15 protein-coding genes and 1 pseudogene are annotated in these 17,293 nt (G+C 65.1%); 7 read left to right on the top strand and 9 right to left on the bottom strand.

Annotated elements, in window-relative coordinates; all coding sequences use genetic code 11:
• Positions 1-27: 27 nt before the first annotated feature.
• The 3 genes from AC5V87_RS29685 to AC5V87_RS29695 are packed head-to-tail and all read left to right on the top strand — an operon-like array spanning position 28 to position 2,974.
• Complete coding sequence (locus AC5V87_RS29685; RefSeq protein WP_456836880.1) at positions 28-411, top strand: Hsp20/alpha crystallin family protein; 384 nt, start codon at positions 28-30, stop codon at positions 409-411.
• A gap of 8 nt (positions 412-419) precedes the next feature.
• The gene (lon, locus tag AC5V87_RS29690; RefSeq protein WP_495368576.1) at positions 420-2,813 is read left to right on the top strand and encodes an endopeptidase La; all 2,394 of its coding nucleotides are present in this window, start codon (positions 420-422) and stop codon (positions 2,811-2,813) included.
• 5 nt (positions 2,814-2,818) lie between these two features.
• Positions 2,819-2,974: a hypothetical protein gene (locus AC5V87_RS29695; RefSeq protein ID WP_495368577.1), complete on the top strand. Its 156-nt coding sequence runs from the start codon at positions 2,819-2,821 to the stop codon at positions 2,972-2,974.
• 72 nt (positions 2,975-3,046) lie between these two features.
• On the opposite strand, the gene AC5V87_RS29700 is transcribed toward AC5V87_RS29695, so the two are convergent.
• From AC5V87_RS29700 to AC5V87_RS29725, 6 genes and pseudogenes are all read right to left on the bottom strand, one after another.
• Positions 3,047-3,349 (bottom strand): HU family DNA-binding protein, encoded by a 303-nt coding sequence (locus AC5V87_RS29700; RefSeq protein WP_027528369.1) that lies wholly within the window; start codon positions 3,347-3,349, stop codon positions 3,047-3,049.
• Positions 3,350-3,783: 434 nt separating this feature from the next.
• Positions 3,784-5,015, bottom strand: a pseudogene (locus AC5V87_RS29705) (acetyl-CoA C-acetyltransferase).
• A 191-nt stretch (positions 5,016-5,206) separates the two neighbouring features.
• On the bottom strand, positions 5,207-6,670 hold the full coding sequence (locus AC5V87_RS29710; protein ID WP_495368578.1) for a GH1 family beta-glucosidase: 1,464 nt from the start codon (positions 6,668-6,670) through the stop codon (positions 5,207-5,209).
• A gap of 134 nt (positions 6,671-6,804) precedes the next feature.
• Entirely contained in the window at positions 6,805-7,212 is a 408-nt protein-coding gene (locus tag AC5V87_RS29715) for a hypothetical protein (protein ID WP_495368579.1), read from the bottom strand.
• Positions 7,213-7,422: 210 nt separating this feature from the next.
• A complete protein-coding gene (locus AC5V87_RS29720) occupies positions 7,423-7,692 on the bottom strand; it encodes a hypothetical protein (RefSeq protein WP_495368580.1) in 270 nt (89 codons plus the stop codon).
• 252 nt (positions 7,693-7,944) lie between these two features.
• Positions 7,945-8,280: a hypothetical protein gene (locus AC5V87_RS29725; RefSeq protein ID WP_495368581.1), complete on the bottom strand. Its 336-nt coding sequence runs from the start codon at positions 8,278-8,280 to the stop codon at positions 7,945-7,947.
• Between the two features lie 464 nt (positions 8,281-8,744).
• On the opposite strand from AC5V87_RS29725, the gene AC5V87_RS29730 reads away from it, so the two are divergent.
• Positions 8,745-9,662 (top strand): MBL fold metallo-hydrolase, encoded by a 918-nt coding sequence (locus tag AC5V87_RS29730; protein ID WP_495368582.1) that lies wholly within the window; start codon positions 8,745-8,747, stop codon positions 9,660-9,662.
• 61 nt (positions 9,663-9,723) lie between these two features.
• On the opposite strand, the gene AC5V87_RS29735 is transcribed toward AC5V87_RS29730, so the two are convergent.
• Together AC5V87_RS29735 and AC5V87_RS29740 are read right to left on the bottom strand one after the other, a co-directional pair.
• Positions 9,724-12,192: a TonB-dependent receptor gene (locus AC5V87_RS29735; RefSeq protein WP_495368583.1), complete on the bottom strand. Its 2,469-nt coding sequence runs from the start codon at positions 12,190-12,192 to the stop codon at positions 9,724-9,726.
• A gap of 153 nt (positions 12,193-12,345) precedes the next feature.
• On the bottom strand, positions 12,346-13,698 hold the full coding sequence (locus tag AC5V87_RS29740; RefSeq protein WP_495368584.1) for a histidine kinase: 1,353 nt from the start codon (positions 13,696-13,698) through the stop codon (positions 12,346-12,348).
• Between the two features lie 192 nt (positions 13,699-13,890).
• Between AC5V87_RS29740 and AC5V87_RS29745 the strand changes: the two genes are divergently transcribed.
• Positions 13,891-14,511 (top strand): response regulator, encoded by a 621-nt coding sequence (locus AC5V87_RS29745; RefSeq protein WP_235544800.1) that lies wholly within the window; start codon positions 13,891-13,893, stop codon positions 14,509-14,511.
• A gap of 70 nt (positions 14,512-14,581) precedes the next feature.
• On the top strand, positions 14,582-15,427 hold the full coding sequence (fghA, locus tag AC5V87_RS29750; protein ID WP_495368585.1) for an S-formylglutathione hydrolase: 846 nt from the start codon (positions 14,582-14,584) through the stop codon (positions 15,425-15,427).
• A gap of 50 nt (positions 15,428-15,477) precedes the next feature.
• Here fghA and AC5V87_RS29755 read toward each other — a convergent pair whose 3' ends face one another.
• Positions 15,478-16,047 carry a DUF3280 domain-containing protein gene (locus tag AC5V87_RS29755; RefSeq protein WP_456836869.1) on the bottom strand — a complete coding sequence of 190 codons (570 nt, stop codon included), beginning with the start codon at positions 16,045-16,047 and terminating at the stop codon, positions 15,478-15,480.
• A gap of 59 nt (positions 16,048-16,106) precedes the next feature.
• Here AC5V87_RS29755 and AC5V87_RS29760 point away from each other — a divergent pair, with 59 nt between their 5' ends.
• Complete coding sequence (locus tag AC5V87_RS29760) at positions 16,107-17,288, top strand: ABC transporter substrate-binding protein (RefSeq protein WP_495368586.1); 1,182 nt, start codon at positions 16,107-16,109, stop codon at positions 17,286-17,288.
• The last annotated feature ends 5 nt before the right edge of the window (positions 17,289-17,293 follow it).

The raw sequence follows: 17,293 nt of genomic DNA on the forward strand, positions 1-17,293 counted from the left end.
TGGCTTTCCCATCACCGAGTCCGCATCATGCAACCCAAAAATCCCCTCGACTGGATGCTGTCCGAAGCTTTGGACTCGCTGACCCGCGCCGACCGGCTGCGCCAGCAGTTCGGCCGGCAGGAGGCCTGCTGGGAGCCGCCGATCGACGTGCTCGAGACCGAGCATGAGCTCTTGATCCTGGTCGCGCTTCCCGGCGTCAATCCTGACAATGTCGAGACGGTGATCCATGACGGCGTGCTCATCATCTCCGGCCAGCGCACGCTGCCGCCGGAGCTTCGCAAGGCCCGCATCCATCGCCTCGAGCTGCCGCAGGGCCGTTTCGAGCGGCGCATCGCGCTTCCCATCGGCCGCTACGCCATCAGCCGCTTCGTGATGGACGGCTGCGTCGCACTGCGCCTCGCCAAATCCTGAGGTCGATCATGGCCACCGAACAGATGAATACCGCACAGACCAATTCCGAGAACGGTCCTGACGTGAAGATCCCCGAAGACGCACTGATCATTATCCCCGTCCGTGGGATGGTGCTGTTCCCCGGCGCCATCGCGCCGATCGCCATCGGCCGGGCGAAGTCCATCGCCGCCGCGCAGCAGGCGCTGCGCGAGCAGCGGCCGGTCGGCATCGCGCTGCAGCGCAGCCCCGAGATCGAGGAGCCCGGGCCGGACGACGTTTACCGGGTCGCGACCATCGCCAACATCGTGCGCTACATCACCGCGCCCGACGGCACCCACCACATCGTCTGCCAGGGCGTGCAGCGCGCGCGCATCCTCGACTTCCTGCCCGGGACGCCGTTCCTGGCCGCGCGCTTCCAGCAGATTCCGGAGCCGACCACGAGCTCGCCCGAGATCGAGGCGCGGGCGCTGAACCTGCAACGCCAGGCGATCGAGGCGATCGAGCTGCTGCCGCAGGCGCCACCCGAGCTGGTCGCGATGTTCCAGAGCACCAGTGCGCCCGGCGCGCTGGCGGACCTCGCGACCTCGTTCATGGATATCAAGCCGCAGGACAAGCAGGAGGTGCTGGAGACCATCGACCTCGCTTTGCGCGTCGAGAAGGTGTCGAAGCACCTGGCCGAGCGGCTGGAGGTGCTGCGCATCAGCAATGAAATCGGCCAGAAGACCCGCGCCAGCTTCGACGAGCGGCAGCGCGAGGCGATCCTGCGCGAGCAGATGGCGACCATCCAGCGCCAGCTCGGCGAAGGCGACGGCAAGGCGGCCGAGGTCACCGAGCTGACGGCGGCGATCGCCAAGGCCAACATGCCGCCGGAAGCCGAGGCGCATGCCAAGAAGGAGCTGCGCCGCTACGAGCGCATGCCGGAGGCGGCCGGCGAAGCCGGCATGGTCCGCACTTATCTGGACTGGCTGATCGAGCTGCCCTGGGCCTTGCCCGAGGAGAAGCCGATCGACATCAAGGAGGCGCGGCGCATTCTGGATGCCGATCATTTCGGCCTGGAGAAGATCAAGAGCCGGATCATCGAATATCTGGCAGTGCGCAAGCTGGCTCCGCAGGGCAAGGCCCCGATCCTGTGCTTCGTCGGTCCGCCCGGCGTCGGCAAGACCTCGCTCGGCCAGTCCATCGCGCGTGCGATGGATCGCCCCTTCGTGCGCGTCAGCTTAGGTGGCGTGCACGACGAGGCCGAGATCCGCGGTCACCGGCGCACCTATATCGGCGCGCTGCCCGGCAACATCATCCAGGGCATCAAGAAGGCGGGCGCACGCAACTGCGTCATGATGCTGGACGAGATCGACAAGATGGGCCGCGGCGTGCAGGGCGATCCCTCCGCCGCGATGCTGGAGGTGCTCGACCCCGAGCAGAACGGGACGTTCCGGGACAATTACCTGGGCGTGCCCTTCGACCTGTCACGCGTGGTCTTCATCGCGACCGCCAACATGCTGGACCAGATTCCCGGGCCGCTCCTGGACCGCATGGAGCTGATCAGCCTGGCCGGCTACACCGAGGACGAGAAGCTGGAGATCGCGCGGCGGTATCTGGTGCGGCGGCAGCTGGAGGCCAACGGCTTGACCACCGAGCAGGCCGAGATCGAGCCCGAGGCGCTGAAGCTGGTGGTCAAGGGTTACACCCGCGAGGCCGGCGTGCGTAACCTCGAGCGCGAGATCGGCAAGGTGTTCCGCCATGCCGCGGTGCAGATTGCCGACGGCACGGCTGCCAAGGTTGTGGTGACGACAAAGGACATCGGCACCGTGCTCGGCCAGCCGCGCTTCGAAGGCGAGATCGCGCAGCGCACCAGCATTCCGGGCGTGGCCACCGGCCTTGCCTGGACGCCTGTCGGCGGCGACATCCTGTTCATCGAGGCAACGCGCGTGCCCGGCAAGGGCGGGCTGATCCTCACGGGGCAGCTCGGGGACGTCATGCGCGAGAGCGTGCAGGCGGCAATGACGCTGGTGAAGAGCAGGGCCAGCCAGCTCGGCATCGATCCCCAGTTGTTCGAGAAGAGCGACATCCACGTTCACGTGCCCGCGGGCGCAACCCCGAAGGACGGACCGAGCGCGGGCGTTGCGATGTTCACCGCACTGACATCCCTGCTCACCAACCGCACGGTGCGCAGCGACACCGCGATGACCGGCGAGATCTCGCTGCGCGGCCTGGTGCTCCCTGTCGGCGGCATCAAGGAGAAGGTGGTGGCCGCGGCTGCCGCCGGCCTGAAGCGGGTGATGCTGCCGGCGCGCAACAAGCGGGATTACGACGACATCCCGAAGAGCGCGCGGGACGATCTGGAATTCATCTGGCTGGAGCGCGTCGATGAGGCCATCGCCGCAGCGCTCGAGCCGGCGGAAGCCAAGGTGGAGGCGGCGGAGTAAATGCGATGAAGAAACTGCTGGAGAAAGCAAAGAGATCGCGCAAGACGCAGCGGCTGCGCCAGCTGCTCGATCGCGCCATCGATCGGGTGCGCAATGCGCTCTCAAGGCCCGAGCCGCGGCTTGCGCCGGTCCCGATCCGGGTGAAGCGCCGCAAGGGTTGAGCCCTCCGTCTCAGGCCCTCGCGGCTGCCCCAAATCAAAAGGCCCCCTCTCGCCGAGGGGGCCTTTGCGCTATCAGGCGACGGCGTCCTTGGCAGCCTTGACCGGGCGGGCGCGGACGATCTTCCGGGCCGGCTTGGCCTTGAACATCATCTCTTCACCCGTGAACGGGTTGGTGCCCTTGCGCGCCTTGGTCGCGGGCTTCTTGATGACCACGAACTTGGCGAAGCCCGGCACCAGGAAGAGGCCGTTCTTCTTGAGCTCCTTGTGGCCGACGTCGGTCAGCGTCTCCATGACGTTCTTGACGTCGCGCTTGGAAAGCTCGGTGGCGGTCGCAATCTTTTCGATCAACTGCGATTTGGAAAGTTGGGTCGGCATCGTGTCTCCTCTGATTCGTTGCCGGTTGCATATTAGACCAACCGGCGAAGGCCTATAGCCTTCTGCACAGTTTTGTCGAGAATTTACGGGCTTTTTTGGCCCCCTGTGGCAAAAAACCCTGCTTTTTAGCGGCTTCCGGAGCGGAAGGCGCCTCCGGCACCGGTTTTTGCCTTGTTTCAAAGGCCCGCAAGCCATCTTGCTAAAGCTGATTCGATGCTTTGGACAAGTGACGAGCGGCCTCTTTGCCGGAGGGGAAGCGCGATTCACCGTGAAAATAAGGGTTGGATCGCATGGCAGGTCGCTCTCCCTCTCCCCGTTCTTACGGGGAGAGGGTCGGGAGATCGACGATAGACCTGTACCCCCTCACCCAGATTGCATCTGACGATGCAATCAGACTTCTCCCCGCAAGCGGCGAGAGGTGACGAGAAGGCGCACTAGGCGCGCTCGATGATGATGGCCGGCGCCATGCCGCCGGCGGCGCACATGGTGACGAGCCCGCGCTCGAGGTCGCGCCGCTCGAGCTCGTCGAGCACGGTGCCGATCAGGATCGAGCCGGTCGCGCCAATGGGATGGCCGAGCGCGATCGAGCCGCCATTGACGTTGACCTTGGCGCGGTCGAGCTTGAGATCGCGGATGTATTTTTCCGCCACCACAGCGAAGGCCTCGTTGATTTCGAACAGGTCGATGTCGTGGATGGTGAGGCCCGCCTTCGCCAGCACCTTGCGCGTCGCCGGCACGGGCGCGTTCAGCATCAGGGTCGGCGAGTCCCCATGTTGGCCATCGCCACGACGCGGGCACGGGGTTTAAGGTCATGCGCCTTGGCGTAAGCAGGTGAAGCCAAGAGGATCGCGGCCGCGCCGTCGACCACGCCGGAGGAGTTGCCGGCGTGATGCACGAAATCGATGTCGAGATCAGGATATTTTTGCAGGATCAGGCCGCGATAGGTCGTGCCCTTGTCGTCGAGCGCATAGTCGGCGATCGCGGGGAACGCCGGCTTCAGGCTGCTGAGGCCCTCCATCGTCGTCTGCGGCCGCGGATATTCTTCGTGGTCGAGCGCGAGGCTTCCGTCCTCGCGGTGGACGGCCACGAGGCTCTTCTTGAAGTGGCCGTTCGCGATCGCATGCGCGGCGCGCTTCTGGCTTTCGAGGCCAAGCGCGTCGACATCCTGCCGCGTGATGCCTTCTAGGGTCGCGATCGCGTCGGCGCAGACGCCCTGATGCGACTGCGGATGCTTGGCCCGCAGGCGCAGATTGCCGGAGTCCATCATCATCGGACCGCCGCCGCGGCGTCCCTCCATCGACATCATCTCGCAGCCACCGGCGATGACGAGGTCTTCGGCGCCCGCGATGATCGAGGCTGCTGCCATGTTGACGCTGGTGATGCCGCTTCCGCAAAAGCGATCCAGCGTCACGGCGCTGGCGCGAACGTCATAGCCGGCATCGAGCGCCGACATGCGGCCGAGATCGCCGCTTTGCGTTGCGACCTGCGCGCTGCAGCCCCAGACGATGTCGTCGACATCGGCGGTGTTGATGCCGGTCCGGTCGGCCAGCGCGCGCAGCACGGTTGCGCCCAGCTGCTGCGGATGAATGCCGGAGAGCGCTCCCTTGCCGGCCTTGCCGACGCCCCGCGGGGTGCGGCAGGCGTCGATGATCAGCGCGTCGGTCATGGGCGTTGTCCTCTTGTTATGAGTGTTGAGAGGCGTTGTGAATCAGGGGGAGGAGGGAGTCAATGCGCGGCGCAGACAACCCTCACCCGGATTTTCCGCTGCGCGGTTTAGCGCACGAAGCCTCCGCGACGTCATGGCCGGGCTTGTCCGGGCTTGTCCCGGGCATGACGACCTCAATACGATGGAAGCGATCACACCCCCACCGCGTTCTTCGCGATGACGTTGCGGTAAAAGCTCGCGCTGAGCTTTGGCGTGCGCGCCTGGGTGTCGAAATTGACGTGGTAGAGGCCGAACCGCTTGTTCAGCCCAAACACCCATTCGAAATTGTCCATCAGGCTCCAGAGGAAATAGCCGCGCACCGGCACGCCCTCCGCCGTCGCACGCTGGAGCTGGCCGAGATAGTTGCGCAGGTACATGATGCGGTCGGTGTCGTAGATCTTGCCGTCGGGCGAGATCTCGTCCTCGCCGGAGGTGCCGTTCTCGGTGATGTAGATCGCATCCGTCTTCCAGATCTTTGCCGCGAGCCTCGGCACCCAGTAGATCGTCTCCGGCGCGACGCGAAGCCAGTTCGAATTCATGTGCGGAAAGGATTTCGGGATCGGCAGCGGCATGAAGCCCGCGCCCTGGTCGGACGGCACCACGTAGTTCTGCGGCGCATAGATGTTGAGGCCGAGGAAGTCGACCGGCGAGGAGATGATCTTCAGCTCGGCGTCGGTGTATTTCGGCGCATTGGCGCCGGCGTATTTCAGGAAGGCGTCGGTATACTGGCCCGTCATGATGACGTTGAGATAGCCGGCATTCATTTCGCGCAGCGCGATCTCGGCAGCGCGGACATGCTCGGGTGTGTCGATCGCGGGAACGCAGACGTCGATGTTCTCGGCCGGCCCCACTTTGGTGCCGCGGCGGCCGCGCGCCCGCACGGCCTGCACCGCAAGCCCATGCGCGAGCGCGCTGTTGTGCCTGATCTGGTTGATCTCGGCTTGCGGCAACGTCATCCCGGGCGCATCGATGCCGAGGCCATAGCCGAACTGCACGAAGCGGCCGCTCTCGTTCAACGTGAACACGTTCCTGACGCGGTCGGTCAGGCGCTCGGCGACATAGCCCGCATAGTCGCCGAAGATCTTGCAGGTCTCGGTCGAGCGCCAGCCGCCAAAGCGGTCCTGGAGCGATTGCGGCAGATCCCAATGATAGAGCGTCGCCCACGGCTCGATGCCGTTCTTCAGCAGCTCGTCGATGAGGCGATTATAGAAATCGAGCCCTTTCGGGTTCGCCTTGCCGTCACCGTCCGGAAACACCCGCGGCCAGGCGATCGAGAAGCGATAGGCCTTACAGCCGAGATCCTTGATCAGCGCGATGTCTTCCTTGTAGCGATGATAATGCTCGTTGGCGCGGTCGCCGGTGGTGCCGTCCTCGATCTTGCCGGGAATGCGGACGAATTTGTCCCAGATCGAGGCCCCTCGCCCATCCGCGTTAACCGCGCCCTCGACCTGATAGGACGAAGTCGCCGTACCCCAGACGAAGCCCGACGGAAAGCCATCCATGCCCCGCGGCGCCGATGCCGGCCTGGCGTCGGCGAGCTCAACGGGACCTGTCATTGCGGCTGCGGACAATCCCGCCAGCGTGGCAAACTGGCGACGCGAGACCTTGTCCCACATTGATGCTGCTCCGAGGTGATGCTGGTGCAGCGTCACAATGACGCGTGGCGGGCCATTTGAGAAGCGCCGGAGCGGAAGTTTGAGGATGCAGAATTGCGCTGCCTGAGCGCGACGGCCGGCGCACGCTGCCGCGATCAGCGCGAGCGCTTCGGCAGCTTTGGAAGCTTATCGGGATTGAACGCAGGCACCTGCGGCGTTCGTTCGGGCGCGGCCATCGGCTTTTCCGTCAGGATCAGCGTTCCCTCGAGGACGATTCCCGGCGCCTGTCCCGCCGTGGCCGTGTAAGTCGCAATCTTGCCGGGGCACGTCCCTACGATGTTCAGCGTGAGCTCGTCATAGACGCCGAAGACCGTGTCACGTCCTTCGGTGTGACGCTTCGTCAACACGGTCGCGGTGAAGCGATCGCCGTCGACCTGACACGAACCATGATACGTCATCAGGCTGTCGCGGCCCCAGATCTGGCCGTCTGCGACATGGACGATGCCGGCGCCCTGCTGGAGTGGCGTCTTGTACCAAGCCGCGTAGGTACCGTCGTTCAGCATGGGAGCAGTCTCCCCTGGTATTCCCATGCAGATCATCCGCATGATTAGCGGTAAAAAACCGTTAATCACGCAGCCCGTGTGAATCCGGCCTATCGAGGCCGGCGCGGCGTCCGCGACGATGCGTCAGCCGCACTATCAGCGCACGGCCGAAATCATCTACTCCGATCTCGACGGAATGCTGGCGTAGTTTCGCCGCAAGCCGGCGGCGATCTATCGCCGTACGCCGACGCGATTGACGCCGCCGTTCCAGTTGGTCGAGCTCGCCGTGCCGGCCCGGACCGCGGCCCGCGCCACCGGCCGCGGACGGAGCACGATACCGGCCCTGGCGACGCAGCTCGGCGGATAGTCGATGTACTGGCAATAGACCACCGCGTGAGCCGGAGCCGGACCGAGCGTGGCGGCCGCAAGTCCCAACAGAGCGCTGGCTGCGATTCCTGCAATGGTTGCGGACTTGGTCGAACGGCGCTGGTTGCGACGCATGATGATTCTCCCCAATGGTGCTTGCGAACTGCAGGCGGCGAAGCCGCCGCATGCGCCCTGTGTATGACGTGAGCACCAGAGGAGAGGCAGCGTTGATATAGATCAATCCGGGACCAGGTCAACTTCTGCTCTCAAGCGCGATGAGATCAGGATGAATCGTCATCGCGCTCTAGCTTGTCGATTGCGCATGATCCTTTCGGGAAACCGCTACGCGCTTTGCGCTGACGCGGCCCTTCGGGTCCGGATCATGCTCTAGGAGGCCAGACGAAGCCAGACGTCCTTGCTCGCTAGCGTGCCGTTCGGCGTGGCGATCTCCATGTCCACGACATCCAGAGAACCAGGCTGGTCGCCATAGATGTACTTGAGGTGCCACATCAGACCCAGGTCCGGAGAGACGATAAAATCGTCCAATCCGTCGGTAATCGCGCGAACGGCCTGCCGATGCGTCAATGGGGCGGAAAACATTCCATCGATCAGGTTGGCGAGGCTCATGCCGTCAACGAGCATCATTCGCGCGACCTCGTCACCGTAAACGTGCCGAAGCGCTGCAACGATGGCCGCGACTGCGTCCGGATTCTTCAATGACACGGTGAAGTGAACCTCCGGGCCTATCATGCCGGAGGCGGGATATTCTGTGCAAGCCGTCCGCCCGCGGCAGTGTCGGCCAAGGCCCCGCCCCGGCCGTCGGCACCGAGCCATTTCAACGAATCTATTCCTCTTGCAAATCGACACTGCAACCACGCGCGCTGCGCGGCGGGCGTTTGCGAAAGCGCGCGTGGGCTCGGAGCAGGATCAGGCAAAGCATGGGCGCTTCAGGCAAGACGCTCGGTCGTGGCAGCGCCTAGAACGCCCCCGACCCGTAGAAACACGGACGCCTGATCCGAGCGCGAAGCGATCGGGAGGAGCCGAGCGCGCCGCGGCGTTGGCGTCGGCCGATCCAGAACGCGTGACCAGCCTCTAGTCGCATCGCGCAACGGCGGCCGCGCTCCCCGGCGGCGCAGCCGGCTCACCCAGGATCAGCCGGGGCCTTGACCTTGAAACAGGAGACGAACATGAACATGCACAACGCCTCATCCTCCGTAACGTCGAAGCCCGAAGAGCTGGTCCCGTCGCGCTATGCGCTGAAGATCGGCGACATCGATGTCATGGTGATCAGCGACGGCGTGCTGCCGCTGCCGTCCAAGATGCTGGCCTACAACGCCGACCCGGCCGTCCGCGCCGCCTGGCTGGACGACATGTTCCTGCCGCCGGACGCGTTCGACTGGGCACTGAACGTGGTCGTGGTACGCAGCGGAGCGCAGACCATCCTGATCGACGCGGGTCTCGGACTGGACCCGGATCTGCACCTGCCGCGGGCCGGGCAGTTGGTCAAGCGACTGGAAGCGGCCGGCATCGATCTGGCGTCCGTGACCGACGTGGTGCTGACCCACATGCACATGGACCATGTCGGCGGGTTGCTGGTCGAGGGCGTGAAGGACCGGCTGCGTCCGGACCTGCGGATCCACGTGGCGGCCGCCGAGGTCAAATTCTGGGAGGCGCCCGATTTCTCCCGCGTCTCGATGCCGCCCGGATTCCCAGACGCACTTCGGGCCACCGCCAAGCGGTTCGCGAACGAGTACCACAACCAGCTGCGGACGTTCGAAGATGAGCACGAAGTTGCGCCGGGCCTCGTAGTCCGCCGCACCGGTGGCCACACTCCCGGACACAGCGTGGTTCGCGTGGCATCCGGCGGCGACCGGCTGACGTTCGCTGGCGACCTCGTCTTCACCGTCGGGTTCGAGCACCCGGATTGGCACAACGGATTCGAGCACGATCCCGAGGAAGCCGCCCGCGTCCGGATCGAACTTTTGCGCGAACTAGCCGCGAATCGCGAACTGCTGGTGGCCACGCACATGCCGTTCCCGTCGGTCGGTCATGTCGCGGTCGCCGGCGATGCCTTCCGCTGGGTGCCGGCGTTCTGGGACTACTGAGAGAGCGGGTTTGACCCGGATCGAACCAGGGCGCGTTTGCGCGCTCTGGTTCAGCACGTGGTCAGAACGTCACGCGCATGCCCGCATAGAACGCGCGCGGCCTTGCCGGGCTCAGCGAGCGCGGATCGGTGAATTCCGCGCCGCCATTGGTGAAGTTGGGCACGCCTTCGCGATCGAAGAACCGGCCGTAGGTGGCGTAACGCTTGTCGAAGACGTTGTCGATGCGACCGTAGAGCTGGACGTTCTTCGTCACCTGGTAGGAGGTGTGGAGATTGAACACGGTGTAGGATGGCAGCTTCGCATACTGGTTGGACTCGTCGCCGACCAGATACTGGCTGGAGACGAACAGCGCGTTGCCGCCAACTTTCCAGACGTCGGTGACGTTATAGTCGACACCGACCTTGACCAGATGGCGGGGAATCGCCGGAAGCTGGTTGCCGGGCAGGACCTGAATGGTCTTGGTCACGGGATCCCTGAACGGGCTTTCGGAGCCGAGCTCGAACGCATCGAGATAGCGTGCGTCGACGAACGCGTAGCTCGCCTGGAATTGCAGCGTTGGCGATTTGATATTGACCTCCGCCTCCAGCCCCTGGCGCCTGGTACGGCCGACATTGGTGAAAAAGCCGAACCCGGTGCGTCCCACCGCGGGAACGGCGACGATATCGTCATGATTGATGACGCGGAAGGCACCGACCTTCCATCCGAGCGAGCCGATGTTCAGCTCCTTGGTGCCGCGGAAGCCGGCCTCCACGGTCTTGGATACCACCTGCTTTAGCGGCGGGTCCGAAACCAGAAACGCCGCGAGCAGGCAGGGCCTGACCGGGTCGGCGCAGCCGAGCTCGAGCGGCGTCGGCACGCGGTTGGCCTCGGAATAGCCGGCATAGGCGGTCAGCTCCGGATTGATCTTGTAGGTGCCGCCGATCACCGGATTGAAGCGCATGAAAGTGTGGTCGCCGTTGAGATCGGTGCCGAGCTGATCTTCCAGCGAGATGCGCGCGACGTTGAAGCGGCCGCCGCCGGTGATGGCGAAGGCATCGGTGACGTTGAACGTGTCCATCGCGTAGAGGCCATTATATTGATTGACGGTCCGCAGCGAGACGGGACCGGCGACGGTATCAGGCACGCCGGTCGGCCCCAGGAACAGGCCGCTGCCGCTGACGACGTAGTTCTCCCCGATCGTGCCGATCTCGGCGGTGGCGTTGTAGCGCGTGACGCTGCCATCATAGCTCGCGCCCGTCACGAAGCGGTTGTCGTGCCCGAGCAGTTGGTCGGTGTTGGTGGCCTGCCCCGAGACGCCGAAAGTGGTCGAGCGGATCGAACTGCGGTCGATCTCGCCCAGGATCGTTCCCGGCGCGAAAGGATTGGCAAGCTGTAAACCGTTGGTGCCGTTCGCCGGGGTCGTATCGTCGCCGAAGCACAATAGCCCGGCGATCGCACATTCCTGCACGTCGGTCGGATTGCCGTCGACGAGCTTCTGCTCGTACCTGCGCACATGCGCGGTGCCTTCGACCGTCCAGGTCGGCGTCGCATCGACCTTGCCGGTCAGGTTGAGATAGCCGACGCGGTTCGACGTGGTCTGCGGCGTGGTGTAGGTCGCGCCCCAATATTTATCGAGCAGCTCGGCGGGAACGGTGGCGCTGGCGCCGAAATCGTTCTTGGCGATGCCCATATTGGCGTGGAATTCGCTGTCGCCGGCCTTGTAGCCGATATCGCCGTAGAAGCGCCGCACGTCCGATTGGGAGAAATTGCGGAAGCCGTTGTCGTGCAGGCCTTCGAGCGCGGCATAGACGCCGTAGTTCTTGTCGACGGTCTTGCCCCATTGCGCCGAGCCCTGGATGCGGCCGAACGAGCCGCCCATGACGTCGAGCTCGGCGCCCTGATAGGTGAAGCCGTCCTTCATCTGCAAATTGATGGCGCCGCCGAGCGCATTGAGGCCGAAGGCGGGATTGTTGGTGACGAGCGTCATCGACCTAATCGCGGTGGTCGGGATCAGGTCCCAGTTGACTGCGTCCGAGAAGGCCTCGTTGATGCGCACGCCGTTCTGGTACACGGCGAGGCCCTGCGGCGTGCCCGTCACCGGCGAGGCAACGAAGCCGCGAAACTCGACCTCCGGCTGAAACGGATTGCCGGTGACTTCGCTGGTGTTGACGCCGGCGATGTTTTCGCGGAGCGCGTCGGTGACGTTCAGCGACCCGGTGCGCCTGATCTGGTTCGCATCGACCGCATTGATCGCCGACGGGACCTTGTCGACGTCGAGACCTCTGCCCGTGCCCGGCGACGTCGGGTAGACGTAGATGCGCGTCTTGGGACGCGTGGACGACGATGCTCCCGCCACGCGCGTGGCCGGGCGCGATGGCGCGGTGCGCCTCGGTGTCGACGGCGGCGCCGTCACCTCGACCGCCGGAAGGTTCTGGACGTTGGTCTCCTCCTCGTCCGGCGCGGCGCCGGCCTGGCTCGCGAACACCAGCCCCAGCCCGCTCGAAACCGCGGCCATCAACCAACGACGCTTGAACCAAAGACGATTGCCCATCCCAGCCTTCCGATGCCCGCCCCCCGGCTGTTTTGATCTTCGCCGTTTGATCTGGACGAGTGTAGTCGGCGGGAGCCCGCGCACCAGCCACAAAACGTCGGGCAATATCCGCACCCGTTTTCCCGACCGGATCGGGAATTTTTCCCGACGTGATCAGGACGCCGCCGTCGGAACCAGCGCCTCCACGGTCAAACCGCCATCACCGGAGATGACGTTGAGCGTGCCACCGAGCGCCAGGATCCGCTCGCGCATGCCGACGAGGCCGAAGCCGAGCTTCTGGCCCGGCTCCATGCCACGGCCATTGTCGCTGACCCGCACGCGCGCGCAGGAGCGGCCGCCGGCCTGGTCGACCGGCTCGATCACGACGTTGACCGAGGTCGCGCCGGCATGGCGGAACACGTTGGTGAGCGCCTCCTGCACGATGCGGTAGATGGTGAGATCGGCGGTCTCGCCGGTCGGCCCCAGCGCCGGCGAGATGGACGTCTCGATCGCGACATCGGGATGCGACTCGCGCCACAGCCGCGACAGCGATTCCAGCGCCTGGCGCAGGCCGAGCTCGGCAAGGCCGACGGGGCGGAGCCGCTCCAGCACGCGGCGGTTGAATTGCTGGAGCGCGTTGATCTGTTCCATCATCGCGCTGCCGTGCTTTCGTACGGCCTCCGCGCTCGGCGCGCGCCCGTCCGCCTGCTTCGCCAGCGCGCTGGCATGCGCCCGCAGCGAGAACAGATAGGGCCCGAACTCGTCGTGCAACTCGCGCGCGATCTCCTTGCGCTCGATGTCCTGGAGCGACACCGCGCGCTCGGCAAGGCGCCGCTTGTCTTCGACGGCCTCGCCGAGCGTTGCGGCGAGATGATTGAGCTTGGTGCAGATCGCGGCCAGCTCCGGCGCGCCGCCCGGCGCGACGCGCGCCTCGTAGCGCCCGCCTTCGAGCTCCGCCATCACGTCCGCCAGGGATTGAAGCGGAGTGAGCGCACGGCCGACCACCGTCATCATCAGGAAAAACAGCGCAAGCGCGATCACCGAGCCGACCTCGAGCTGAGTCACGATGCTGTCCCAGATCTCGGCGATCTCGTCGTCGGGATGCGAGGTGATCAGGAGAGAGCCGGGCTTGCCTCGGACCGAGACGGGCACACTGACCGCGGTCTGCTCGGGGTGGACGAGACTCACGAACCAGGCGGGCGGCCCACGCGTGTCGTCGTCGGAATCGGGACGCGGTGCCGTCAGCGGGCTCCCGCTGGAATCCATGAGGGCGATGCTAACATGGCGGAGCCGGCTGAGGTCGCGCGCGATCTGGTTGAGCCTGGCATCCGGATCGGGCGCCTCGTTGAGATCAGCAACGATCATTTCGATGAACTCGCGCGCAAGCCGGATCACGCTCTGGTCCTCGGCCTGCACGCGGGGACCCGCCTCCGTGACCTGCCGGCCGATATTGACGGCGAGCCCCAGCGCCAACAGCAGCGCCAGCAGCAGGTTGATGCGCGCACGCAACGATAGATTTTGCCACATTGATGCCGCCCGTGCCTCGCGAAGCTTGCCCGCACCTGTCCGATGACGTTGACAGGGGCGAAGCGCCCGATATCTAATCGAAAGCGTACAGCAATCCCGGCCGGGTTGCATGAGGCGAACATCGGACGCGCGCGCTCATGTTCGGTGTCATGCGGCGCGACAACAGGCCGGCGCTGTCACGGGGAAACGCCTATGCGCATTCTGATCGTCGACGATCATCCCATTGTCGCCTCCGGCTGCCGCGCCGTGCTGGCCGACGAGGGCGAGATCGAAATCCTCGAGGCCGCCGACGCCGAGGACGGCGAAAGCGTCTTCATCGTCGAGCGCCCCGACCTCTCGATCATCGACATCAACCTGCCGACCGTCTCCGGCTTCGAGCTCGCGCGCCGCATCCTCGAGCGCGCGCCCGAGGCCCGCATCATCATGTTCAGCATGAACGACGACCCCGCGTTTGCCGCGCGCGCGATCGAATGCGGCGCCAAGGGCTACGTCTCCAAGACCGGCGACCCCGACGATCTCGTCGAGGCGATCCGCGCCGTCGGCAGCGGCGGCACTTACCTGCCCACGGCGATCGCGCGCAGCATCGCGTTTGCGGGACCGGCGCTGGCGCAAAGCCCACTGTCGAAGCTGAACGCGCGCGAGATGGAGATCCTGCGGCTGCTCAGCGCCGGCAAGAGCCTGTCCGAGATCGCTTGGCTGGTGCAGTCGTCCTACAAGACTGTGGCCAACACCTCCTCGATCATGCGACAGAAGCTCGGCGTGAAGACTTCGGTCGAGCTGGTGCGGCTGGCCATCGACAGCGGCGTCGCCTGACGGCACGTAGCGCCGCAAGTCACACAAGCGTTGCAATGTTGATGTGGATAGATGCCACGGAGCTTAGGGCATGACCATTCAGACTGTCTCGACCAACAAATCCTACGACGGCGTGCAGGGCGTGTATCGCCATGCGAGTCAGGCGACCGGAACCGACATGGTGTTCTCGGTCTATGTTCCCCCGCATGCCGATGGCGCCAAGCTCCCCGTGGTCTGGTATCTCTCCGGCCTCACCTGCACGCATGCCAACGTCACCGAGAAGGGCGAATTCCGCAAGGCCTGCGCCGAGCTCGGCCTGATCTTCGTCGCGCCTGACACGAGCCCGCGCGGACCCGACGTGCCCGGCGATGCCAACAACGCCTATGATTTCGGCCTCGGCGCCGGCTTCTATGTCGATGCGACGCAGGAGCCGTTCGCGCGCAATTATCGCATGTGGAGCTACGTCACCGACGAGCTGCCAAATGTCGTGGCGGGAAATTTTCCCGTCGATGCCAAGCGGCAATCGGTGATGGGCCATTCGATGGGCGGCCACGGCGCGCTGACCGTCGCGCTGCGCAACCCGCATCGCTACCGCGCGGCGAGCGCGTTTGCACCGATCGTGGCGCCCTCCCAGGTGCCCTGGGGCATCAAGGCGCTGACCGGCTATCTCGGCCCCAACAAGGATGCCTGGCGCAACAACGACACGGTGGCGCTGATCGAGGACGGCGCCAAGTTCTCGAGCTTCCTGGTCGATGTCGGCGAGGCCGATAATTTCCTGAAAGAGCAGCTCAAGCCCGAGCTGCTGGAGGCCGCCTGCGCCAAGGCCAACATCCCGCTGACGCTGCGGCGCCAGGCAGGTTATGACCACAGCTATTATTTCATCTCGACCTTCATGGGCGATCATCTGCATTGGCATGCGGAGCGGCTGAAGGGGTGATTTGCTCTCTCCTCCCCCTCTCCCCCTGTTTACGGGGAGAGGGGAGGACCTCACGGCTTGCCGTAATTCGGCGCGAGCAGGCGGTTGCGGATGAGATAGCTCATCGTGCGCGACCAGGATTCGTCGGTGTTGCCGCGCATGTCGGCGCTGGCCGCCGTAATCATGTTGCCGGTCTTCACGTCGCGCAGATAGATATTCAGATTGATGATCAGGTTCGAGACCTTCTGCACCATGCCGGTGATCTCGAGCTCGGCGCCGAGCTGCCCGGCAAGCTTGAGGTCGCAGCCGCCGCAGGCCTGCAGATTGGCATGGCGGGCGGCGTCCCTGACCGGCGCGATGTCGAGCACCTGGAACTTGCCTGACTCCGCCAATTCCCTGCGCAGCTGCTCGCTGATGCGTAGCAGCCTCGCCTCTTCCGGCTTGGAGCCGTAGAACTCGCCGGGCAGGCTGGTGTCGATCAGCTCGAAATCGAACACCGCGAGCTTCGGCGGCTCGGCAAACGCGACCGAGCGGGTCCACAGCAAAGCCGCCAAACATATCAGCGCTCGCATGATCGTGATTCCGCCTCCACGGCTTGCGACGACGAAATGCGGGGTTGCATGCCCTGACAAATCGGTCATGCTTCAGCAGAGACAATTCTCCACCGACGGTCAAGCCGGGGAGAACGTTTGGAGGAAACATGATCCGATGGTTGGTCGGCCTGATCGGCTTAGGTCTTGCCGCGACGAGCGCGCTCGCGGCCGACCCTGTCACGATCGGCGTCGGCTATCTCGGTGTCGCCGGTACCAGATCGACGCTGTCGCTGGTCGAGCAGCCCGCCGAGAATGACGGCGTCGCCGGCGCGCGCCTTGCCATCGAGGACAACAACACCACGGGAAAATTCACGGGCCAACGTTTTGCGCTGGAGGAGCGCCGTATCAAGGAGGGTGAGGATGCGGTGCAGGCCGCGACCGATCTCGCCGCGCGCAACGGCTTCATCATCGCCGATCTTCCGGCCGACGCGCTGCTGAAAGTCTCGGACGCGCTGCGCGAGCGCGGCACGCTGCTGTTCAACGCGGGTGCGATCGACGAGCGGCTGCGCGAGGCCGATTGCCGCCCCAATGTCATCCATACCGCGCCGACGCGCGCGATGCTGGCCGATGCGCTGGGTCAGTATCTGGTGTGGAAGAAGTGGTCGCGCTGGCTACTGGTGGTCGGCTCGCACGACGAGGACAAGCTGTTCGCGGATGCGCTCCGGCGCACTGCGGCGCGGTTCGGCGCCAAGATCGTGCAGGAGCGCACCTTCGAGGACAAGGGCGGCGCACGGCGCACTGACAGCGGCGTGACGCTGATCCAGCGGCAGATGCCGGTGTTCACACAGCAGGCGCCGGCCTATGACGTGCTGGTCGCCGCCGACGAGAGCGAGGTGTTCGGCGCCTACCTGCCCTATCGCACCTGGGATCCGCGCCCCGTCGCGGGCTCGGCCGGCCTCATGCCGCGCAGCTGGGACGCAGCGCAGGACCAATGGGGCGCGATCCAGATGCAGAGCCGATTCATGAAGCTGAATGCGCGGCGCATGACCCCGCTCGACATGCAGGCCTGGACCGCGGTGCGCATGATCGGCGAAGCCACCTCACGCACCAATTCCGGCGACGCCAAGAAAGTCACCGATTTCATCAAGGGCCCGGATTTCTCCGTCGCCGCCTTCAAGGGCACGCGGCTCACCTTGCGCGACTGGAACCTGCAGCTGCGTCAGCCGATCCTGCTGGTCGACGGCCGCATGGTGGTGTCGGTGTCGCCGCAGGAAGGTTTCCTGCACCAGGTCTCCGAGCTCGACACGCTCGGCTATGATCGCCCGGAAAGCAAATGCAAGCTGAAGTGAGGACG

It is taken from the genome of Bradyrhizobium sp. SOJA106 (assembly GCF_059448745.1).

Excerpts from the sequence above, each read along its gene's own strand:
- AC5V87_RS29735 (WP_495368583.1), bottom strand. The coding sequence starts at position 12,192 with ATGGGCAATCGTCTTTGGTTCAAGCGTCGTTGGTTGATGGCCGCGGTT.
- AC5V87_RS29745 (WP_235544800.1), top strand. The coding sequence starts at position 13,891 with ATGCGCATTCTGATCGTCGACGATCATCCCATTGTCGCCTCCGGCTGC.
- AC5V87_RS29760 (WP_495368586.1), top strand. The coding sequence starts at position 16,107 with ATGATCCGATGGTTGGTCGGCCTGATCGGCTTAGGTCTTGCCGCGACG.
- AC5V87_RS29710 (WP_495368578.1), bottom strand. The coding sequence starts at position 6,670 with ATGTGGGACAAGGTCTCGCGTCGCCAGTTTGCCACGCTGGCGGGATTG.
- AC5V87_RS29730 (WP_495368582.1), top strand. The coding sequence starts at position 8,745 with ATGAACATGCACAACGCCTCATCCTCCGTAACGTCGAAGCCCGAAGAG.
- AC5V87_RS29715 (WP_495368579.1), bottom strand. The coding sequence starts at position 7,212 with ATGCTGAACGACGGTACCTACGCGGCTTGGTACAAGACGCCACTCCAG.
- AC5V87_RS29755 (WP_456836869.1), bottom strand. The coding sequence starts at position 16,047 with ATGACCGATTTGTCAGGGCATGCAACCCCGCATTTCGTCGTCGCAAGC.
- AC5V87_RS29740 (WP_495368584.1), bottom strand. The coding sequence starts at position 13,698 with ATGTGGCAAAATCTATCGTTGCGTGCGCGCATCAACCTGCTGCTGGCG.
- fghA (WP_495368585.1), top strand. The coding sequence starts at position 14,582 with ATGACCATTCAGACTGTCTCGACCAACAAATCCTACGACGGCGTGCAG.
- AC5V87_RS29700 (WP_027528369.1), bottom strand. The coding sequence starts at position 3,349 with ATGCCGACCCAACTTTCCAAATCGCAGTTGATCGAAAAGATTGCGACC.
- lon (WP_495368576.1), top strand. The coding sequence starts at position 420 with ATGGCCACCGAACAGATGAATACCGCACAGACCAATTCCGAGAACGGT.
- AC5V87_RS29695 (WP_495368577.1), top strand. The coding sequence starts at position 2,819 with ATGAAGAAACTGCTGGAGAAAGCAAAGAGATCGCGCAAGACGCAGCGG.
- AC5V87_RS29685 (WP_456836880.1), top strand. The coding sequence starts at position 28 with ATGCAACCCAAAAATCCCCTCGACTGGATGCTGTCCGAAGCTTTGGAC.
- AC5V87_RS29720 (WP_495368580.1), bottom strand. The coding sequence starts at position 7,692 with ATGCGTCGCAACCAGCGCCGTTCGACCAAGTCCGCAACCATTGCAGGA.